Origin of the sequence: Fictibacillus marinisediminis (assembly GCF_023149135.1) — a bacterium.
GTDB classification, from domain to species: Bacteria; Bacillota; Bacilli; order Bacillales; family Fictibacillaceae; genus Fictibacillus_C; species Fictibacillus_C marinisediminis.
Map to the genome: position 1 here is coordinate 43,974 of NZ_JAIWJX010000002.1, position 19,818 is coordinate 63,791.

Here is a 19,818-nt window from a genome sequence, read left to right on the forward strand (position 1 = left end):
TCAGGAGGCTCTTTTTTGTTCAATCCTTACTTTGTTGCTTGAAATTGTTTTTGAAGTTCATTCATGATTTCTTGTGCGCCTTCTGGGCTAAGAATGATTTTGCCGCCAGCAAGTGAGTAGTTGTCATCAGAAACTTCCCCAGTTACTGCACAAGTCATATTGGGCTTGTATTTTTTAAGGATGATGCGGTCATCATCAACGTAGATTTCAAGTGCGTCTTTTTCAGCAATTCCGAGTGTGCGTCGTAATTCGATTGGAATTACCACACGTCCTAGTTCATCAACTTTACGAACAATACCTGTAGATTTCATTTTAGTAATCTCCTCCCGAATAGTAGATATTTAAATCCTAATATTATTTATATATATAATCGTCAGAATTCGACAAAATCTTACGGATTCATCATAACAATATTTCCAGATGAGGTCAACTATTTTGCAAACAAAAATTTCTCTATCTATTTACCCGTTTTTCTATAAGTTCAATCATACCAGATTATCTTTACAAACAGGTAAAAATAGGTTTAGAAAATTATCCTTGTTTTTCAAAAAAATTACTGGGAATTATTCTTGATAAATTCGTCATTATTCGACAAAACTGACTTTTAAAAAATACTCCCTTAGCCTATTCTTCACCGTGCATCCTGTTTACCTTGACATGACTTTACGGGATTAGGTATATTTTGAGTGAAGAAAAGAGCATAATGAAAGTATTTACATAAAGTGATTTCGCACTTGTTTTGTATTTTATGTCCCAGAACAAACATTTTTTTACACTTTTCATAGAACTGACAAATTTGATAGGCGAAATGAGCAGTCACTTTTTTCTGTAAATAAAATGTCCCTCTTTTTGCAGGGGCTTTTTTCATAGTTTATTAAATTTTTTAACCGGAGGAATTCATTATGGGAGAAAAAACATTTTATATTACAACACCAATATATTATCCAAGCGGAAAACTCCATATCGGCCACGCGTACACAACAGTAGCGGGCGATGCCTTGGCAAGATATAAACGCTTAAAAGGCTATGAAGTTATGTATTTGACTGGAACAGATGAGCACGGCCAAAAAATTCAGCAGAAGGCGGAAGAGAACGGAGTAACTCCGCAGCACTATGTAGATGATATCGTGACGGGGATCAAAGACCTTTGGCAGAAACTCGATATCTCTTACGATGACTTCATCCGTACAACCGAAGACAGGCATAAAGAGGGTGTGGAGAAAATCTTTAAGCGCCTTCTTGATCAAGGAGATATTTACCTTGGCGAGTATGAAGGCTGGTACTGTACGCCGTGTGAATCCTTCTTCACTGAGACTCAGCTTGTCGACGGAAAATGCCCGGACTGCGGAAGAGAAGTAAAGCGCGTAAAGGAAGAGAGCTATTTCTTTAATATGAGCAAGTATGCGGACAGGCTTCTTCAGTTCTATGAAGAGAATCCGGAGTTCATTCAGCCGGAATCCCGCAAAAATGAGATGATCAATAACTTTATCAAGCCTGGATTAGAGGATCTCGCGGTTTCCCGTACGTCTTTCGACTGGGGTGTGAAGGTGCCCGGCAATCCGAAGCATGTTATCTATGTGTGGATTGACGCGCTTTCCAATTATATTACAGCGCTCGGTTATGGATCAGAAAACGATGAAAAGTATAAAAAATTCTGGCCGGCAAATGTTCATCTCGTCGGTAAAGAGATCGTCAGGTTCCATACGATTTACTGGCCGATCATGCTAATGGCACTGGACCTTCCACTTCCCAAAAAAGTCTTTGCCCACGGCTGGCTGCTTATGAAGGACGGAAAAATGTCCAAATCCAAAGGAAACGTTGTCGATCCTGTAACCTTGATTGACCGATATGGACTGGATGCCCTGCGCTACTATCTTCTCCGTGAAGTTCCTTTTGGTTCTGACGGCGTGTTTACGCCTGAAAGCTTTGTAGACCGGGTGAACCATGACCTTGCCAATGACCTGGGCAACCTTGTGAACCGTACGGTGGCGATGATCAATAAGTACTTTGACGGAGCGATTCCTGTTTATGAAGGGAATGTAACGGACTTTGACCAAACGCTTGTTGATTTTGTTCAAAACACTGTGAAAAAAGCAGAAGAATCTCTGGAGAACATGGAGTTTTCAGTAGCTTTAAGCAGCATATGGCAATTGATCAGCCGCACGAATAAATATATCGATGAAACCCAGCCTTGGATCCTAGCAAAAAATGAAGAAGACAAAAAGGCTCTGGCAGCAGTCATGTACCATTTGGCGGAGTCCATCCGTATTGTTTCCGTACTGATTCAGCCGTTTCTTACGAATGCGCCTGCGAAAATCTGGGGACAGCTTGGGATCCAGGAAGGTGAGCTTACAGACTGGAACACCGTTTATGAATTTGGTAAACTGCCTGAAGGAACGAAGGTACAAAAAGGAAATCCAATCTTCCCTCGTCTTGAAACTGAGGAAGAAGTGAGCTATATTCAGCAGTCTATGGGTGGTGCACCTGCTGCAGAGCAAGAAGAGAAGGCACCGGAAGCCATCGTTGAAAAAGAAGAAACAGCTGAGATCTCGATTGATGATTTTATGAAAGTTGACCTTCGAGTGGCTCAAGTCATCGAGGCGGAACCAGTTAAAAAAGCGGACAAACTCTTGAAGCTTCAGCTAGATCTCGGTTATGAGAAAAGGCAGGTAGTCTCAGGTATCGCAAAGTATTACCGACCTGAAGATTTGGTAGGACAAAAAGTCATTTGCGTCACCAACCTTAAACCGGTAAAACTCCGGGGAGAACTGTCAGAAGGCATGATCCTCGCTGGTTCAGCCGGAGATCAGCTGACTCTGGCAACGGTCGATCAAAGCTTGCCGAATGGATCAAAAATCAAATAAAGTACGCGTGAAAGGGGAGCCTAAAAGGGTTCCCTTTTTTGATAGGAAGAAAGCGTAATATTTAGCCTGCAAAGATGTGATGTCTAGCTCCAGCGCTTGTCGGACTTAACCAGGCCACTTGCGCTTTTCTTAAAGGGGTCAAATGGGGCATGTTATTTCCAATATGTAATAAAACTGTAATGCAATTGTTATCCAGACGTCTTGGTGTTATAGGACAAAGGTATGATAAACTGTGAAAGTATTAATTAGGAGGGCTTTCTTCATGTTTGATACACACGCACATTTAAATGCAATTCAGTTTGAAGAAGATCTTGAAGAGGTAATACAAAGAGCTTTGGATGAAGGAATTTCACATATTGTTGTCGTTGGGTTTGACCGGCCGACAATCAAAGGCGCTATAAAGTTGGCTGATACATATGATTTTATCTATGCAGCTGTAGGATGGCACCCCGTGGACGCGGTGGATATGACACCGGAAGATTTACAGTGGATCGAAGAACTCGCAGCTCACCCCAAAGTGGTGGCTTTAGGTGAGATGGGGCTGGATTACCATTGGGATACATCACCGGAAGATGTTCAGAAAGATGTCTTTCGCCAACAGATTCAACTTGCTAAGAAAGTGAAGCTTCCGATTATTATTCATAATCGCGATGCGACACAGGATGTCGTTGATATTCTTAAAAGCGAAGGTGCCGAGGAAGTTGGCGGAATCATGCACTGTTACAGCGGCAGCCTGGAGGTTGCTAAACAGTGTTTGGACATGAACTTCTACATTTCTTTTGGCGGGCCAGTTACATTTAAAAATGCCAAGAAGCCAAAAGAAGTGGCGAAAGAAATCCCGATCGACCGGCTCCTTATCGAAACGGATTGTCCTTACCTAAGTCCCCATCCGCTCAGGGGCAAGCGAAATGAACCATCATATGTAAAGTACGTAGCTGAGGCTATCGCCGAGTTAAGAGAAATGCCTCTGGAAGATTTAGTTAAAAAAACTTCCGACAATGCCAGACAATTATTCGGCATCAATCGCTGACCGGTTTTGTCGAAAAGAGAAAAAAACAGGCAAAAACGTTGTAAATCCAGCAAAATCAACATTACGGAAGAGGAAACTGTCGAACGGTTTTCCTTCCCTTTTCACCCTTTTTCCTTACATAATTGGGCTTGTGTAATTAATTTGCATAAGAGGGGGGATTTGACAACGAATTATTCAACGATTATACTTCAATCCTTGTAAAGGGGGAATGGATGACATGAACAGGAGCAAGAGTAAGCTTTTTTATGATTTCTTCACGAAAAAGCTCGTAATGGCTGCTGCCGCGATCATCGTTCTGGCTGTAACAACAGGTTTCGTAAGCTATGAAACTTCGAAAACCGACGTTATGATCATGGTTGATGGGAAAGAGAAATCGTTTAGTTCACACGCAGAAAATGTTAGGGATGCACTTTCTGACTACGGTATATCGGTTAATCGCCATGATGAGGTGGAACCAGGATTAAACGAGCCGCTTAAAAACGGCATGAAGATTGAGTATACACCTGCACATAAAATTAACTTTACGCAGGATGGAGAAAAACAATCGGTTTGGTCAACAGCCAGCACTGTTAAAGAATTTTTAGGCGAACGCAATATCAGCGTGAACCAGCATGATAAACTTAAACCTGGTCTAGCAACGCCGCTCAAAACTCAGCAGCACATAAACCTTCAGCAAGCTGTCTCAGTTGACCTTGTTGTAGGCGGAAAAGAAAAGCAAGTTTGGACCACTTCGACTACGGTCGCTGACCTTTTAAAACAAAACAAAGTGAAACTAGGGGATCTTGACCGGGTAGAGCCCGCTAAAGAGACGAAGTTAAACAACGACATGAAGGTTAATATCATCAGAGTAGAAAAGGTCACCGATGTAGTGGAAGAAGATACGCCGTTTGCTACCGTCACCCGTAAAGACGGAAAACTGGCAAAAGGAAAAGAGAAAGTGGTAGAACCGGGCTCCAAAGGCCGGGTATCGAAAAAGTATGAGGTCGTACTTGAAAACGGGAAAGAGGTTTCCCGAAAATTAAAAAGTAAAAAAACATTGGAAGATAGTTCAGATAAGGTAATAGCCGAAGGCACAAAGCCGAAACCTGTTACGGTTTCGCGCGGAAAGAGTGCTCCTTCCGGAGGCAAGGAACTTTATGTTACAAGTACCGCTTACACTGCGAGCTGCGCCGGATGTTCGGGCAAGACGAGGACAGGCCTGAACCTTCACGCCAATCCTAAAGCGAAAGTCATCGCGGTAGACCCAAAAGTCATTCCGCTTGGGAGCAAAGTGTATGTAGAAGGCTATGGCTATGCTATCGCTTCTGATACAGGCGGTGCCATCAATGGCAATCGCATCGATGTTTTCTTCTCCTCTCAGTCAGAGGCTGTCAAATGGGGAAGAAAAACGGTAAGAGTTAAAATTATTAAATAAAGCTAAATTCCGGATATAGAAGAGAAGCAGGGGAGCTGTGTCCATACCCGCAAAAGCGGGTATTGATGCCAATCCTCTGCTTTTTATTTTCCTTAAGGGAAAGTAAGGGTATACTAGGAAGTAGTTTTTTGCATGACCTGGGAGGAAATCATGAAAATTAAAGAAATAATTGTGGTTGAAGGCAAAAGTGATACCATCGTGATACAGAATGCGGTCAATGCGGACACCATTGAAACAAACGGTTCAGAAATAAGTGATGAAACGATAGAACAGATCAGGCTTGCTCAGGAAAAAAGAGGGGTTATCGTGTTTACAGATCCTGATTATCCGGGGGAGCGCATCCGGAAAATCATTTCAAACAAGATACCCGGTTGCAAGCATGCATTTCTTCCCAAAAAGGAAGCGATGGCAAGAAATAAAAAAGGCATTGGAGTGGAGCATGCCTCAAAGGATTCAATAAGAGAAGCACTGCGTCATGTAAAAGAAGAATATATAGAAGAAACAGAAAAAATTTCATGGAACGATCTTGTATCAGCAGGGCTAGTCGGCGGACAGCAGGCAAAGGCCAGAAGAGAAAAGCTTGGAAAGAGCTTAAAGATCGGATATATGAACGGAAAGCAGCTGCACAAGCGCTTGATGATGTTTCAGATTACTGAACAGCAATTTGCTGATGCCATGAAGGAAATTTTACAGGAGGAACAGGAAAGATGAAGGATATCTCAAATCCGCAAAGTACAAAGGCCATACTGAAGAAACATGGTTTCACATTTAAAAAAAGTCTCGGTCAGAACTTTTTGATTGACCGTAATATACTGAACAATATCGTCGCCCAGGCTGATTTAACAGAGGAATCCGGGGCTATAGAAATCGGGCCGGGAATTGGTGCGTTGACAGAGCATATCGCTCGCCAGGCAAAAAAGGTCGTTGCTTTTGAGATTGACCAGCGGCTGCTTCCCATCTTAAGCGAGACCCTGGAGCCTTATCCTCATGTGAAAGTTATTCATTCTGATATTCTTGAGGCCGATGTTTCTCAAGTGATCAGACAAGAGTTTGAAGGGATAGAGGATATTATGGTTGTGGCAAACCTTCCTTATTATGTGACCACACCAATCATTATGAAGCTCTTAACGGAAAAGCTTCCGATCCGGGGAATCGTCTGTATGATCCAAAAGGAGGTAGCGGACAGGCTTGCGGCTAAACCGGGAACGAAGGATTACAATTCCTTGTCGATTGCTGTACAGTACTATGCGGAAGCAGAAACGGTTCTGAAAGTGCCTAAAACGGTTTTTGTGCCGGCGCCTAACGTGGACTCTGCCGTTATCAGGCTGACCCTGAGAAAAGAGCCGCCTGTTCAAGTGAAGGATGAAACCTTCTTCTTTGAAGTGATTCGTTCCTCTTTTGGCCAAAGAAGAAAAACACTTTGGAACAACTTGCTGAATAACCTTCCATTAAAAGAGAAGAGAGAAGAGCTCCAAGAAGTTTTTGATGAAATTCAGATCGATCCAAAACGAAGAGGCGAGACCCTGACCATCGAAGAATTTGCAAAACTTGCAGACGCTTTAGCTCCCCTTCTAAAATGAGACTCATGTTTCTAATCCCGGTGACATATCTTTAAAAAGGATGATGTAACTGGGATTTGTACTTTTCTCCAAACAGGGGGAGTTCGATGAAACTTGAAATCGGATCAGTGGTTGGCAGGACGTCATATAAATGTGATCTATTGTTTCGTATTGTAGGGTTCAATGAAGATAAAACAGTGGCAGATCTTGCCGGTGAAGAGATGAGGCTGCTTGCCGATGCCCCGGTTGCTGATCTTGTAACCATGTCTCCGCAGCAGCAGCACGAAAGACGGCAGGCGGGGCAGGAAAAGGAAGAGTCCTCCTATAAACTGTTCAGGCAGGATTACTACCTGCTCAGGCAGAAGAGAGAATACCTTTCAACAAACGGCTATGAATATGACCAATCGTATTTCGAGCTGCCCGGCCGGGTTCTTCACGTAGATGGTGATCCCCTCTATTTAAGCAAATGCCTTGAGCTCTATAAGCGGCTTGGTGTTCCTGTATATGGCATCCATCTGAAGGAAACAGAAATGCCTGAAAAAGTTCCCGCCCTTGTCGATGAAGTGCGGCCGGATATCCTGGTCATCACCGGGCATGACGCCTACATGAAGAGCAAAGGATCAATTGATGATATTCAGGCGTATCGGCACACTAAATTCTTTGTAAGAACCGTAAAAGAAATTCGGAGGAAAAATCCTCAGCTTGATCATTTAATGATTTTTGCAGGAGCATGCCAATCTCATTTTGAGTCATTGATAAAAGCGGGCAGCAATTTTGCCAGCTCACCGGCTAGGATCAACATCCACGCCCTGGACCCTGTTTATATCGTATCCAAGATCAGCCTGACTTCCTTTATGGAACATGTGAATGTGATGGACGTCCTGCGGAACACGCTCACGGGCCGGGAAGGATTGGGCGGAGTCGAAACAAAAGGGTTCTTGCGGACTGGCATGCCGATTAAATCACAAACCTACATCCAATAAGAAAATCTCCAGCCTGTTTGCTGGAGGTTTTTTTATGTTTAAAAAAAGATTATTGGCAGGCATACATACTTTTTACAATTTCCCACATAATAAAAGTGAAAAAAAGGATAATTTTTCATTGACATCTGAACTTCAAAATTGCTATAATTTTAGTTTTAATTTGACAAAAAGTAGCGATTTGTGTTACAATTTGTCTAAGTGAGGTGGAGCCGATATGGGTAAAACAATTGTGGACATTAGACGAATTTTAGAGTCTAACGTGGGTAAAAGACTTTCTCTAAGAGCCAACGGAGGTCGTCGCAAAACGATTGAACGACTTGGTACCTTAGAAGAAACATACCCTGCCGTATTCATTATTAAACTGGATCAGGACACCAACGCTTTTGAACGTGTTTCTTACAGCTACGCTGACGTATTAACGGAAACCGTTGAACTAACTTTCTTAGAAGAATCCCAGGTGGTTAGCGGGCAGTAAGAATCCTTACTGCTTTTTTTTTGCCTTTTTTCAAAAAACGAAGACATAAGCAAACCAATGGTTGATACATAACATTTTATAATCTGTAAAATACTACCCTTATCGCTTATTTTTTGAGAGGGGTATTGCATCATGAGCCGTAGACGTGGAATGATGTCTGAACATTTCAAGATGGAGCTTGCAAAAGACCTTGGGTTTTATGATACGGTCCAAAAGGAAGGCTGGGGCGGCATTAAGTCCAAGGACGCAGGCAATATGGTAAAGCGCGCGATAGAAATGGCGCAGCAGAACCTGTCCCGACAGCAATAAAATATGCGAGACGCCGGAGCCATGCTCCGGTTTTTTGTATATAGAGGCGCTTCCCGTTTTATGATAGTATCAAATTATCTTAAAAATATAGGGGAATCTTTATGAATGATAATAAGATATCCATCAAGGCTCCGGCAAAAATCAATTTGTCTCTGGATGTTCTAGGTAAACGGGAAGATGGGTACCACGAAGTAAAAATGATTATGACGACGGTAGACCTCTCTGACCGTGTGGAACTGACACTCCTTGAGGAAGATCGAATAACGATTGAATCTACAGGCGGGTTCGTCCCTCTCGATCAGCGGAACCTGGCTTATCAAGCAGCTTTGCTTCTCAAGAAGACCTTTGGGGTTAAAAAAGGAGTCGGGATCCACATTGCTAAGAATATTCCTGTTGCAGCTGGACTTGCAGGGGGGAGCAGCGATGCAGCCGCGGCATTAAAAGGCCTGAATGAGATCTGGAAACTCGGACTTTCTCTGGATGAACTGGCTGTACTTGGGGCGAAGATCGGTTCTGACGTATCCTTTTGTGTTTACGGCGGTACGGCTATCGCTTCTGGCAGAGGGGAACATATACAGCATATTAAAGCGCCGCCGCCTTGCTGGGTGCTGCTTGCCAAACCCCCGATCGGTGTATCGACTGCTGAAGTGTACCGAAGGCTTGATACAAAAACCATTGATCACCCTGACATTGACGCGATGGTTCATGCGATTGAAACGAATAATTATGAAGGTGTCTGCGGCCAGCTAGGAAACGTTCTCGAAACGGTTACACTTCCCCTTTATCCGGAAGTAAAGCAGATCAAAGATCAAATGCATCGGCTCGGTGCAGATGGCGTGCTCATGAGCGGAAGCGGCCCAACCGTTTTTGGACTGTTTCAGCATGAGTCGCGGGTTAACCGTGTGTACAACGGCCTGAGAGGTTTTTGCCATGAAGTTTACGCTGTACGTCTGCTGGGCGAGGGACAGGAAGACTTTAAATACTAATGTTCTTTCGTCCTCTTTAAAAAAACGGATAATTTGAACGATTTTCATTTGTATGTTGATAAAAACCGTATGAAAATGGTATATTAACTTCAAATATTCGGTTTTTGGAGGCGCAGGATGAAGTTAAAACGAAGCGGAAGAATGGTTGACTTAACCACATACCTATTGCAGCATCCACATCAGTTGATTCCATTATCATACTTTGTGGAGAGGTATCAGTCTGCCAAATCATCCATCAGCGAAGACTTGGCCATCATTAAAGAAAATTTTGAATACCAAGGGATTGGCTCTATCATTACGGTGGCTGGCGCAGCCGGCGGCGTAAAGTATATTCCTTCTGTTTCTGAAGCGGAAGCAAAAGAAATCATTGAAGAACTGACCGGGATGCTTGAAGATCCTGACCGGCTGCTTCCCGGCGGTTACCTTTACTTAACGGACATCATTGGAAATCCTAATCTGGTCAACCAGGTGGGGCGGCTTTTTTCCTCCGTTTTTTCGCATCAAAAAATTGATGCCGTCATGACCGTGGCAACGAAGGGAATACCTTTGGCGTATGCAGTGGCCTCGCAGTTGAATGTTCCTGTCGTAATCGTACGCAGCAACAGCAGAGTGACGGAAGGATCTACTGTCAGTATCAACTATGTATCGGGATCAACGAAACGCATTCAAACGATGGCGCTGGCGAGAAGAAGTATCAAGAAGGATGCCAACGTACTCATTATTGATGACTTCATGAAGGCTGGCGGCACAATCCGCGGCATGATCAGCCTGATCAAAGAGTTCCAGGCGGAAGTGGCTGGAATCGGTGTGCTCGTTGAGGCACAGGATGGAGCAGAGAGGCTCGTCGATGATTATGTGTCATTAACCCGGCTGGCCAGTGTGAATGAAAAGGAACAGAGGATAGAGGTTGAGGAAGGAAATTACTTCATTCAAAAGGAGAAGAGATAACGATGAACAAGGTACAGACTGCAAAAGCACCTGCAGCTATCGGCCCGTATGTACAGGGGATGGTTGTTAATAATCTTTTTTACAGTTCAGGCCAGATTCCTCTTACTGCAGAAGGCACCTTGGTGGAAGGCGATATTGCTGCGCAAACCCATCAGGTCTTTAAAAACCTTCAGGCTGTTTTGGAGGAAGCGAACTCTTCATTCGAGCAAGTGGTAAAAACGACTGTCTTTATCAAGAATATGGATGATTTTGGAACCATTAATGAAGTATACGGAGAGTATTTCTCTGAACACAAGCCTGCCCGTTCTTGTGTGGAAGTTGCCCGCCTGCCAAAGGATGTGCAAATTGAAATTGAAGTCATTGCCTTAGTCAAAGCGTAAAAATAAAAAGATAGGAAAATAGCACCTTTTCATTTGAGAAGGTGCTATTTTCTATTTTACATAATTTTTTAAAAATTTTTATTATATATAGAAGGATTTTGAAAAAGAATGAAGAAATGTTGTTATACGTTCTTATTTATGGAAAAAGGTGGTGTTTGGAATGGAAGTGACTGATGTAAGACTTAGAAGGGTAAATACAGAAGGACGTATGAAAGCGATTGCTTCGATTACGATCGATCATGAATTTGTTATCCATGACATTCGTGTGATTGATGGGAATAACGGTATGTTCGTTGCTATGCCTAGCAAAAGAACACCGGATGGGGAATTTAGAGATATCGCTCACCCGATTACGTCCAGCACACGCGAAAAGATTCAAAACGCGGTGTTGACAGAATATCACAGAATGGGTGAAATGGAATCTGCTTTTGAAGAAGCAGGGGCATCCTAAACAGCGTATAAAAGAACTCCTTACTCAAGGAGTTCTTTTTTTATGTTTTTTTCAGTATGGGTGGTTTTAAGACAGGAATGAAAAGAGAAGTTCCAATGATGTATCTAGTCATTAAAGTTCTGCAAGGATAGCTATATTCATAGCCAATGGTAATGTCATTATGAGTAATAATGCGTTATTAGAGCTTTTTAACTAATCCCGCTCAAATGGTTAGAGACTTGAGTCACTTCGCCCCTTCGGCCCAGCACAAAGGACGTGCTGGATCTCAAGGCCTCCAGTGCACGGCGTCTCTGCCAAACCATTGGAGCTTTTTAACAATACATTGACAAATCCTTCACACTCCTTGAAATGACTGTGATTATAAGATATATTCGTAAGGGAATATCAGCAGAGTAATAGTAAATAATAGTGGAGGTCATTTATGAGTAAACGCTTCGCAGTAGTGTTAGCTGCAGGTCAAGGAACGAGAATGAAATCCAGTTTATATAAAGTACTGCATCCTGTCTGCGGCAAACCGATGGTACAACACGTGGTCGATCAGATCTCTCAATTGGACATGCAGAAGATTGTAACGGTAGTAGGCCATGGCGCCGAAAAGGTTAAAGACCAGCTAGGAGACCGTTCAGGATATGTACTTCAGGAAGAACAGCTAGGAACAGCGCATGCAGTCATGCAGGCTGATGAGGAACTGTCAAAAGAGGAAGGCATTACGCTTGTCGTATGTGGCGACACTCCTCTGATCACTGCAGAAACGATGCAGAAGCTGATTGATGAGCATCAGGCTGCCGGCGCGAAGGTCACGATTCTTACTGCGAAAGCAGAAGATCCTGCAGGATATGGACGTGTACTTCGCAATGAGAGCGGAACGGTTGAAAGAATCGTTGAGCATAAAGATGCAAGTGACGAAGAAAAGAAAGTACAGGAAATTAATACAGGAACCTACTGCTTCGATAACCAGTCCTTATTTGAGGCTCTTTCTTCTGTCAATAACGATAACTCTCAGGGTGAATACTATTTGCCAGACGTAATCGAAATCATTCAGAAGAAAGGTGAAGTCGTAGCAGCTTATCAGACTCCATCTTTTGATGAAACACTTGGTGTCAATGACCGTGTAGCCCTTTCGCAAGCGGAAAAAACGATGAAAAAACGAATCAATGAAGGGCATATGAGGAACGGCGTAACCATCATTGACCCTGAACAGACGTATATTTCTTCTGACGCAGTCATCGGAAGAGACACCATTCTTTATCCGGGAACAATGATCCATGGATCTTCTGTCATCGGTGAAAACAATATTATTGGACCAAACAGTGAAATTAAGGACAGTAAGTTCGGAAATGGAAATACGATCAAACAGTCCGTCGTTCATGACAGTGAGGTTGGTAATGAAGTAAACATCGGGCCATTCGCCCATATCCGCCCAGCTTCTTCTATTGAAGATCAGGTAAAGATTGGTAACTTTGTGGAAGTGAAAAAATCGGTAATGGCACAAGGAAGCAAGGCTTCTCATTTAAGCTATATCGGTGATGCGGAGATTGGCAGAGAGGTGAACCTCGGCTGCGGATCGATTACCGTGAATTATGATGGAGAGAACAAGCATCTGACGAAAGTTGAAGACGGAGCTTTCATCGGCTGCAACTCCAATTTAATTGCTCCTGTAACAGTCGGGCAAAACGCCTATGTCGCTGCAGGATCTACGATTACTGATGATGTTCCGGGTGAAGCATTCTCGATCGCAAGAAGCAGACAGACAACTAAAGAAGGTTATGTTTCAAAATTAAAGAACAAAAAATAAAGCATAAAAGCTGTTTACAAGAAAATTGAGCAAGTAGTTTAAAAAACGGAAGGAATAGGTGTTAATGGCTACTAGTTATGTTGATTCTACGTTAAAGGTTTTTACGTTAAATTCAAATATTGAACTCGCACAGGAAATTGCGAAGCATATTGGAATTGATCTTGGAAAAAGCTCTGTAACCCGCTTCAGCGATGGCGAAATTCAAATCAATATCGAAGAAAGCATCCGCGGGAGCGAAGTTTATATTATTCAGTCTACAAGCGACCCAGTTAATCAGCACTTAATGGAATTGCTTATCATGATTGATGCGCTTAAACGTGCTTCAGCCAAAACGATCAATGTGGTCATTCCTTATTACGGGTATGCCCGCCAGGACCGCAAAGCGCGTGCGCGTGAACCTATTACAGCAAAACTAGTAGCAAACCTATTAGAAACTGCAGGGGCGACAAGGGTTATTACTATCGACCTTCATGCTACCCAAATCCAGGGATTCTTTGATATTCCAGTGGATCAGCTTCTTGGTGTTCCAATTCTTGCCAATTACTTTGAAGATAAGAAACTTGATGACATTGTCGTGGTTTCTCCTGATCACGGTGGAGTAACACGTGCAAGAAAAATGGCAGACCGTCTGAAAGCTCCGATTGCGATCATTGACAAACGGCGTCCGCGTCCGAATGTTGCAGAAGTCATGAACATCGTTGGTAACATTGAAGGAAAAACGGCGATTTTGATTGACGACATCATCGACACTGCAGGTACGATCACACTTGCTGCAAACGCGCTTGTTGAAAACGGTGCGAAGGAAGTCTATGCGTGCTGTACACACCCTGTATTGTCAGGTCCTGCAATGGAACGCATCCAGAACTCCAGGATTAAAGAACTTGTCGTGACGAACACGATTGTCCTTCCAGACGAAAAACGCACGGACAAAGTCACTCAGCTATCTGTGGCTCCATTGCTTGGAGAAGCGATTATTCGCGTTCACGAACAGCTTTCTGTTTCCAAACTATTTGATTAATAGACAGCTTTCGGAGGTATGGTTTTTGCTTGCTTAGTTTTAAACTTCGTAAAATAGGGTAATTCTTATAGAGACTTATATTTAGGAAGGGTGAAATAATATGGCAACAGAACTCAAAGCCAATAAACGAAATACCACAAAGCGTTCTTATATCACTCAACTTAGACAAGAAGGGAATGTGCCTGCAGTTGTATACGGCAGCGGCACAGAACCTCAGTCTGTAGCTGTTACAGAAACAGAGTTTATAAAAGTAATAAAAGACCATGGACTAAACGGGGTTATTTCCCTGGTTACAGATGATAAGAAAAAATTGTCGGTAATGGTTCAGGAAGTACAAAGAGATCACTTGAAAAATGAAGTCAGACATATTGATTTCATCGTGGTTGACCTTAAAAAAGAAATCGAAGCTGATGTGCCTCTAACGGTTACTGGCGAATCTCCGGGAGTGAAAGAAGGCGGAGTCCTTCAGCGTATTCTTCATACGGTGACGGTAAAAGCCAAGCCGAATGATTTCCCGGATCATATTGAAGTCAATGCAGAAAATCTTAACATTGGGGATTCCCTCCTTGTAAAAGATCTTCCATCCTCATCTTCTTATGAAATTGTTGATGACGAGGAAGAAGTTGTTCTGACTGTTACACCTCCGACGGTTGCTGAAACGGAAGACGAAGATGCTGAAGATCGAGAAGAAGCAGAAGCGGATCCAGGCGGAGATGCAGAAGGAAAAGCTGTGGATAATGAGGACAAGGATTCCGGCGGGTCTAAAGAATAATTAATAGCAGAAGATAAAGAACGGCGCAGCCTGCAAGCTGCGCCGTTTGTTTTGATTGATGCCCAATGAGCTTTTCTGTAGGCGTTCTTAATTAATGACCAGCACAGTTTAGTGTATAATATGAGGTGGCATCATCATAGGCTGTTGGTGTAAGACAGTGGCCATGAAAGTGAGGATTTCATATGAAATGGTTTGTAGGTCTCGGAAACCCGGGCAGAGAATTTGAAAATACACGCCACAATGTGGGCTTTTGGGTGATCGATGAATTATCAAAGCGTTTTAACATTCCTTTAAACCAATCAAAGTTTAAAGGGATTTATGGAACGGGTGTAATTAATGGAGAAAAGGTGTATTTGTTAAAGCCTTTAACGTATATGAATTTATCAGGAGAAAGTGTCCGCCCTTTTAAAGATTATTTTAAATTGGCTGTTGAGGACATGGTGGTCATTTACGATGATCTGGATACCCCTGCAGGTAAACTGAGGCTGAGGGAAAAAGGAAGTGCCGGCGGCCATAATGGGATGAAATCTATTATCGCCCATATTGGCACTCAGGAGTATAACAGAGTCCGGTTCGGAATTGGAAGGCCGTCCAATGCCCAGCCTGTACCGGATTATGTTCTCAGTCCGTTTTCTAAAGAGGACGCTCCTCTTATTGAGTCAGCTCTTCAACGGTCATCTGATGCGTGTGAAGCCTTTCTGTCTATGCCGTTTTCACGCGTCATGAATAAGTACAACGGCTGAATAGAAATCCCCTGTTCCGTTCATAATGGGAGTAACATAACATAATATGAACCGGATAAGGGGGCTGAGTCATTGGCTATTCATTATCATTGCCGCCACTGTGGAAAGCACGTGGGAAGCCTGGAGCACTTGAATCTTACTTCGGAACAGCTTGGTTTTCACGAGCTTACTTCTGAAGAAAGGCAAGCGATGCTTGAGTATGACAAGCAAGGGCATTTACAAGTCAAAACCATTTGCGAGGATTGTCATGAAGCGCTTGAGAGGAACCCGGATTACTATGCGCTCCATTCTTTTATTCAATAAGAAAGTCGCTTTGGCAGCTGGCCAAGGCTTTTTCTGTTTGAAACAGAATAGAATATTCATATCATAAACGGGGAAAAGAGCAAGAAACACCATCAGTAAGCATATACAACATAGTACTGAGGAATACACGGGTTTGTATTTCATCAGGGGGGAGGTTTACATGTTAGGACTTAAAAAGCTCTACAGCAAGGGCGATGATTTTCAGGCTGTACTGACGGGTTTAAAGGAAAACCTGAAAGAACAGCTGGTCGCCGGATTATCCGGATCGGCAAGGACGCTTCTAATTGCCTCTTTATATGAGCAGACGGGACAAACACAATTCGTCATTACTCATAATCTTTATCAGGCTCAGAAGCTCTATGAAGATCTATGCAGCCTGCTTCCGGAAGAAGAGGTTTTTCTTTACCCGGTCAATGATTTGATATCTTCAGAAATTGCAATTGCCAGTCCCGAGTTAAAAGCTCAGCGGTTAGAAGTGCTTAACTTTTTGGCCCATAAGGATAAAGGCGTCATTATAGCTCCGATTGCCGGTGTCAGGAGATTTCTGCCGCCGAAAAGTTTATGGAAACAAAGTCAGCTTGAATTTGAAACAGGAATGGATCTTGAGGTTGAACACGTATTGAATACACTCGTGGCCATTGGGTACGAGCGGGTAAGCATGGTTTCCTCCCCGGGAGAGTTTAGTATGCGCGGCGGAATTCTGGACATCTATCCTTTAACAGAAAGATTGCCGGTCCGAATTGAGCTGTTTGATACGGAAATCGATTCGATCCGCTTTTTTGAAGCGGATACGCAGCGGTCTGACAAAAAGACAGAAAAAATATTGATCGGGCCGGCACAGGAGATTCTGCTCTATAGTGAACAATTTGAAACAGCGGTTGAAAAGATGGAAGCCGGAGTGGCCTCCACACTAAAAAAGATTAAAGACAAGCAGGTTAAAGAAACGCTTGTTGAACATACAGCCTATGAAATCGGCCAATTTAAGGAAAAGCAGCGCTTCCAGGGGATGTATAAGTATATATCCTTATTTTATGATGAGCCTGCCAGTCTCCTGGATTACGTACCGAAGGACAGTATTATCGTAATGGATGAAGTCAGCCGTGTTCAGGAGATGTCGAACCAGCTGGAAAAAGAAGAAGCAGAATGGCATACCTCCCTGCTGATGCAAGGGGAAATTCTGACGGATATCCGTTTATCACAAGAGAGCGATATCTTACAGCAGGCACCATTCCATAAAATTTATCTATCGCTTTTCCTGCGCCATGTTCCGCACACCAATCCGCAGAATATTGTAAATGTCGAAAGCAAAGGAATGCAGAATTTCCATGGGCAGCTTCAGGTCCTGAAGGGTGAACTGGAACGGTGGAAGAAAACAGGATATACAGTCGTCTTTCTTGCCGCCAATGAGGAGCGGGCAAAGCGCCTGGAAAGAGTGCTGGCTGACTACGAAATGGAAGCGAGTCTTATTTCTGGCGATACGGTTCTTAAGCCGAAAGTAAATCAAATTTTGATCGGTGACTTATCGAGTGGTTTTGAATCACCGAAACAGAAGCTTGCTGTGATTACAGAGGAAGAAGTTTTTACGAAGAAGGCTAGACGTCCGGTACGCTCTCAAAAAATGTCCAATGCCGAACGGATCAAAAGCTATTCAGAACTTAAAGTCGGCGATTATGTCGTACACGTTAACCATGGGATTGGAAAATACTTAGGGATTGAAACCCTTGAAATAAAAGGGGTCCACAAGGATTACCTTCACATTCGGTATGCCGGAAATGACAAGCTCTATGTGCCTGTCGAGCAGATCGACCAAGTGCAGAAGTTTGTCGGTTCTGAAGCGAAGGAACCGAAAATCTATGCCTTAGGCGGAAGTGACTGGAAGAAGGTCAAAAGCAAAGTTAAGTCTTCGGTGCAGGATATTGCGGATGACTTGATCAAGCTCTATGCTGAACGCGAAGCCAGTGTTGGGTATGCGTTCGGAAAAGATGGAGCTGAACAGCAGGAATTTGAGTCCTCCTTTCCTTATCAGGAAACAGATGATCAGCTTCGGGCTATTAATGAAATTAAGGTCGATATGGAAAGGACCCGCCCAATGGACCGCCTTCTTTGCGGCGATGTCGGCTATGGCAAAACGGAGGTGGCTATTCGTGCCGCCTTTAAGGCAGTTATGGACGGCAAGCAGGTGGCATTCCTCGTTCCAACGACGATCTTGGCTCAGCAGCACTACGAAACCTTCCGTGAACGTTTTGCCGAGTTTCCGATTACCATTGGTTCACTCAGCCGGTTCCGTTCTAAAAAGGAACAGTCGGAAGTGACGAAAGGGCTTAAGAACGGAACTGTTGATATTGTCATCGGAACACACCGTTTACTATCCAAGGACGTCCAGTATCATGATCTGGGCCTTCTGATTATTGACGAGGAACAGCGGTTTGGGGTTACTCATAAAGAAAAAATCAAACGGTTAAAATCAAACGTTGATGTACTGACATTAACGGCTACCCCTATACCGAGGACGCTCCATATGTCCATGCTTGGTGTAAGGGACTTATCAGTCATTGAAACACCGCCTGAAAACCGTTTTCCTGTTCAAACGTATGTAGTGGAATACAACGCATCCCTTGTGAGAGAGGCGATCGAGCGCGAACTTGGGCGCGGCGGCCAGGTTTACTTTTTATATAACCGTGTAGAAACGATTGATCGGATGGCCGAACAGATAGCAGCTCTCATCCCTGATGTCAGGGTAGCTGCGGCTCACGGACAGATGTCGGAGAACGAACTGGAATCTGTTATGCTTGATTTCCTTGAAGGCAATACAGATGTGCTAGTGTCCACGACCATTATAGAGACGGGTGTAGACATACCGAACGTCAATACATTGATCGTCTATGATGCCGACAAAATGGGCCTCTCCCAGCTTTATCAGTTAAGAGGGAGGGTTGGGCGCTCCAACCGGGTCGCTTATGCTTATTTTACCTATCAGCGGGATAAAGTGCTTACGGAAGTGGCTGAAAAAAGACTTCAGGCGATTAAGGAGTTCACAGAACTTGGCTCAGGCTTTAAAATTGCAATGCGTGACCTGTCGATCCGAGGAGCGGGGAACCTTCTGGGGGCTCAGCAGCATGGTTTTATTGACTCTGTTGGATTTGACCTTTATTCTCAAATGCTGCAGGAAGCCATTGAAGAAAGAAAAGGCGACAAGCCGAAGAAAACTGTGCCTGTGATTGATATCAATATTGAAGTGGATGCCTATATTCCTTCGACCTATATCGACGACAGCAAACAGAAGATTGACATGTACAAGCAATTTAAGGCGGCGAACTCCCTTGCTGATGTCGATGAGCTTCATGACAGTCTGATCGACCGTTTTGGCGATTATCCGGTTGAAGTGGAATGCTTGCTGTTAATTGCGAGGATTAAAGAGCTGGCCAAACAAGAAAGCGCGGACAGCATTGAGCAAAAAGGCGATACGGTAACCATCATGCTGTCGCAGGAAGCGACAGCGAAAATAGATGGTGCCAAGCTGTTTGATATCGTCAATAAGCTCGGCCGGTTCATTAATCTTGGTGTGGAAAAAGAAAGACTTAAAATATTATTTAACAAAAAACGCATCTCGGATAAAGAACTGCTTCAGGCAATGGAGCAGGTACTGAAGAAGCTAAAAAGCGTCAAAAAAGATAAAGCCAAGTCCAGATCATAAAGAGAAGCGGCACCCGGCCAAAAACAAAATGCTTTTGATGAATAGAACTCGCAAGGTAACAAATAATACTAGCAGGGAATGGAACAATCTTCAA

General features: G+C 43.5%; 19 protein-coding genes. 18 read left to right on the plus strand and 1 reads right to left on the minus strand.

Going from position 1 to position 19,818, the window contains the following annotated elements:
• Positions 1-26: 26 nt before the first annotated feature.
• Complete coding sequence (gene abrB, locus LCY76_RS00280) at positions 27-311, minus strand: transition state genes transcriptional regulator AbrB (RefSeq protein WP_248251028.1); 285 nt, start codon at positions 309-311, stop codon at positions 27-29.
• Positions 312-902: 591 nt separating this feature from the next.
• On the opposite strand from abrB, the gene metG reads away from it, so the two are divergent.
• The 18 genes from metG to mfd all read left to right on the plus strand — a co-directional run bounded on the left by metG (position 903) and on the right by mfd (position 19,724).
• Positions 903-2,864, plus strand: coding sequence for a methionine--tRNA ligase (gene metG / locus LCY76_RS00285; protein WP_248251029.1), 1,962 nt, complete (start codon positions 903-905; stop codon positions 2,862-2,864).
• Positions 2,865-3,126: 262 nt separating this feature from the next.
• Entirely contained in the window at positions 3,127-3,894 is a 768-nt protein-coding gene (locus tag LCY76_RS00290) for a TatD family hydrolase (protein WP_248251030.1), read from the plus strand.
• A gap of 217 nt (positions 3,895-4,111) precedes the next feature.
• A complete protein-coding gene (locus tag LCY76_RS23745) occupies positions 4,112-5,308 on the plus strand; it encodes a G5 and 3D domain-containing protein (protein WP_272885542.1) in 1,197 nt (398 codons plus the stop codon).
• 150 nt (positions 5,309-5,458) lie between these two features.
• Positions 5,459-6,019, plus strand: coding sequence for a ribonuclease M5 (gene rnmV / locus LCY76_RS00305; protein WP_248251031.1), 561 nt, complete (start codon positions 5,459-5,461; stop codon positions 6,017-6,019).
• Positions 6,016-6,888 (plus strand): 16S rRNA (adenine(1518)-N(6)/adenine(1519)-N(6))-dimethyltransferase RsmA, encoded by an 873-nt coding sequence (gene rsmA, locus LCY76_RS00310; protein WP_248251032.1) that lies wholly within the window; start codon positions 6,016-6,018, stop codon positions 6,886-6,888. The genes rnmV and rsmA overlap by 4 nt, the downstream gene beginning before the upstream one ends.
• An 86-nt stretch (positions 6,889-6,974) precedes the next feature.
• Positions 6,975-7,850 carry a sporulation peptidase YabG gene (gene yabG, locus LCY76_RS00315; protein WP_248251033.1) on the plus strand — a complete coding sequence of 292 codons (876 nt, stop codon included), beginning with the start codon at positions 6,975-6,977 and terminating at the stop codon, positions 7,848-7,850.
• A 214-nt stretch (positions 7,851-8,064) separates the two neighbouring features.
• Positions 8,065-8,325 (plus strand): biofilm formation stimulator Veg, encoded by a 261-nt coding sequence (veg, locus tag LCY76_RS00320; RefSeq protein ID WP_061975971.1) that lies wholly within the window; start codon positions 8,065-8,067, stop codon positions 8,323-8,325.
• A gap of 132 nt (positions 8,326-8,457) precedes the next feature.
• Positions 8,458-8,634 carry a small, acid-soluble spore protein, alpha/beta type gene (locus LCY76_RS00325; protein WP_248251034.1) on the plus strand — a complete coding sequence of 59 codons (177 nt, stop codon included), beginning with the start codon at positions 8,458-8,460 and terminating at the stop codon, positions 8,632-8,634.
• Positions 8,635-8,735: 101 nt separating this feature from the next.
• The gene (ispE, locus tag LCY76_RS00330) at positions 8,736-9,620 is read left to right on the plus strand and encodes a 4-(cytidine 5'-diphospho)-2-C-methyl-D-erythritol kinase (RefSeq protein WP_248251035.1); all 885 of its coding nucleotides are present in this window, start codon (positions 8,736-8,738) and stop codon (positions 9,618-9,620) included.
• A gap of 117 nt (positions 9,621-9,737) precedes the next feature.
• Positions 9,738-10,568, plus strand: coding sequence for a pur operon repressor (gene purR / locus LCY76_RS00335; protein WP_248251036.1), 831 nt, complete (start codon positions 9,738-9,740; stop codon positions 10,566-10,568).
• Positions 10,569-10,570: 2 nt separating this feature from the next.
• The gene (locus LCY76_RS00340; RefSeq protein ID WP_248251037.1) at positions 10,571-10,948 is read left to right on the plus strand and encodes a RidA family protein; all 378 of its coding nucleotides are present in this window, start codon (positions 10,571-10,573) and stop codon (positions 10,946-10,948) included.
• Positions 10,949-11,108: 160 nt separating this feature from the next.
• Entirely contained in the window at positions 11,109-11,399 is a 291-nt protein-coding gene (spoVG, locus tag LCY76_RS00345) for a septation regulator SpoVG (protein WP_053356264.1), read from the plus strand.
• 421 nt (positions 11,400-11,820) lie between these two features.
• Entirely contained in the window at positions 11,821-13,194 is a 1,374-nt protein-coding gene (gene glmU / locus LCY76_RS00350) for a bifunctional UDP-N-acetylglucosamine diphosphorylase/glucosamine-1-phosphate N-acetyltransferase GlmU (RefSeq protein WP_248251038.1), read from the plus strand.
• Positions 13,195-13,258: 64 nt separating this feature from the next.
• Positions 13,259-14,212: a ribose-phosphate diphosphokinase gene (locus tag LCY76_RS00355; protein WP_248251039.1), complete on the plus strand. Its 954-nt coding sequence runs from the start codon at positions 13,259-13,261 to the stop codon at positions 14,210-14,212.
• A gap of 100 nt (positions 14,213-14,312) precedes the next feature.
• Complete coding sequence (locus LCY76_RS00360) at positions 14,313-14,984, plus strand: 50S ribosomal protein L25/general stress protein Ctc (protein ID WP_248251040.1); 672 nt, start codon at positions 14,313-14,315, stop codon at positions 14,982-14,984.
• A 182-nt stretch (positions 14,985-15,166) separates the two neighbouring features.
• The gene (gene pth / locus LCY76_RS00365; RefSeq protein ID WP_248251041.1) at positions 15,167-15,727 is read left to right on the plus strand and encodes an aminoacyl-tRNA hydrolase; all 561 of its coding nucleotides are present in this window, start codon (positions 15,167-15,169) and stop codon (positions 15,725-15,727) included.
• Between the two features lie 72 nt (positions 15,728-15,799).
• Positions 15,800-16,030: an anti-sigma-F factor Fin gene (gene fin / locus LCY76_RS00370; RefSeq protein ID WP_248251042.1), complete on the plus strand. Its 231-nt coding sequence runs from the start codon at positions 15,800-15,802 to the stop codon at positions 16,028-16,030.
• A 160-nt stretch (positions 16,031-16,190) separates the two neighbouring features.
• The gene (mfd, locus tag LCY76_RS00375; RefSeq protein ID WP_248251043.1) at positions 16,191-19,724 is read left to right on the plus strand and encodes a transcription-repair coupling factor; all 3,534 of its coding nucleotides are present in this window, start codon (positions 16,191-16,193) and stop codon (positions 19,722-19,724) included.
• The last annotated feature ends 94 nt before the right edge of the window (positions 19,725-19,818 follow it).

What these genes read in the sequence shown, in the direction of transcription:
- abrB (WP_248251028.1), bottom strand. Translation starts at nt 311, where the DNA reads ATGAAATCTACAGGTATTGTTCGTAAAGTTGATGAACTAGGACGTGTG.
- metG (WP_248251029.1), top strand. Translation starts at nt 903, where the DNA reads ATGGGAGAAAAAACATTTTATATTACAACACCAATATATTATCCAAGC.
- LCY76_RS00290 (WP_248251030.1), top strand. Translation starts at nt 3,127, where the DNA reads ATGTTTGATACACACGCACATTTAAATGCAATTCAGTTTGAAGAAGAT.
- LCY76_RS23745 (WP_272885542.1), top strand. Translation starts at nt 4,112, where the DNA reads ATGAACAGGAGCAAGAGTAAGCTTTTTTATGATTTCTTCACGAAAAAG.
- rnmV (WP_248251031.1), top strand. Translation starts at nt 5,459, where the DNA reads ATGAAAATTAAAGAAATAATTGTGGTTGAAGGCAAAAGTGATACCATC.
- rsmA (WP_248251032.1), top strand. Translation starts at nt 6,016, where the DNA reads ATGAAGGATATCTCAAATCCGCAAAGTACAAAGGCCATACTGAAGAAA.
- yabG (WP_248251033.1), top strand. Translation starts at nt 6,975, where the DNA reads ATGAAACTTGAAATCGGATCAGTGGTTGGCAGGACGTCATATAAATGT.
- veg (WP_061975971.1), top strand. Translation starts at nt 8,065, where the DNA reads ATGGGTAAAACAATTGTGGACATTAGACGAATTTTAGAGTCTAACGTG.
- LCY76_RS00325 (WP_248251034.1), top strand. Translation starts at nt 8,458, where the DNA reads ATGAGCCGTAGACGTGGAATGATGTCTGAACATTTCAAGATGGAGCTT.
- ispE (WP_248251035.1), top strand. Translation starts at nt 8,736, where the DNA reads ATGAATGATAATAAGATATCCATCAAGGCTCCGGCAAAAATCAATTTG.
- purR (WP_248251036.1), top strand. Translation starts at nt 9,738, where the DNA reads ATGAAGTTAAAACGAAGCGGAAGAATGGTTGACTTAACCACATACCTA.
- LCY76_RS00340 (WP_248251037.1), top strand. Translation starts at nt 10,571, where the DNA reads ATGAACAAGGTACAGACTGCAAAAGCACCTGCAGCTATCGGCCCGTAT.
- spoVG (WP_053356264.1), top strand. Translation starts at nt 11,109, where the DNA reads ATGGAAGTGACTGATGTAAGACTTAGAAGGGTAAATACAGAAGGACGT.
- glmU (WP_248251038.1), top strand. Translation starts at nt 11,821, where the DNA reads ATGAGTAAACGCTTCGCAGTAGTGTTAGCTGCAGGTCAAGGAACGAGA.
- LCY76_RS00355 (WP_248251039.1), top strand. Translation starts at nt 13,259, where the DNA reads ATGGCTACTAGTTATGTTGATTCTACGTTAAAGGTTTTTACGTTAAAT.
- LCY76_RS00360 (WP_248251040.1), top strand. Translation starts at nt 14,313, where the DNA reads ATGGCAACAGAACTCAAAGCCAATAAACGAAATACCACAAAGCGTTCT.
- pth (WP_248251041.1), top strand. Translation starts at nt 15,167, where the DNA reads ATGAAATGGTTTGTAGGTCTCGGAAACCCGGGCAGAGAATTTGAAAAT.
- mfd (WP_248251043.1), top strand. Translation starts at nt 16,191, where the DNA reads ATGTTAGGACTTAAAAAGCTCTACAGCAAGGGCGATGATTTTCAGGCT.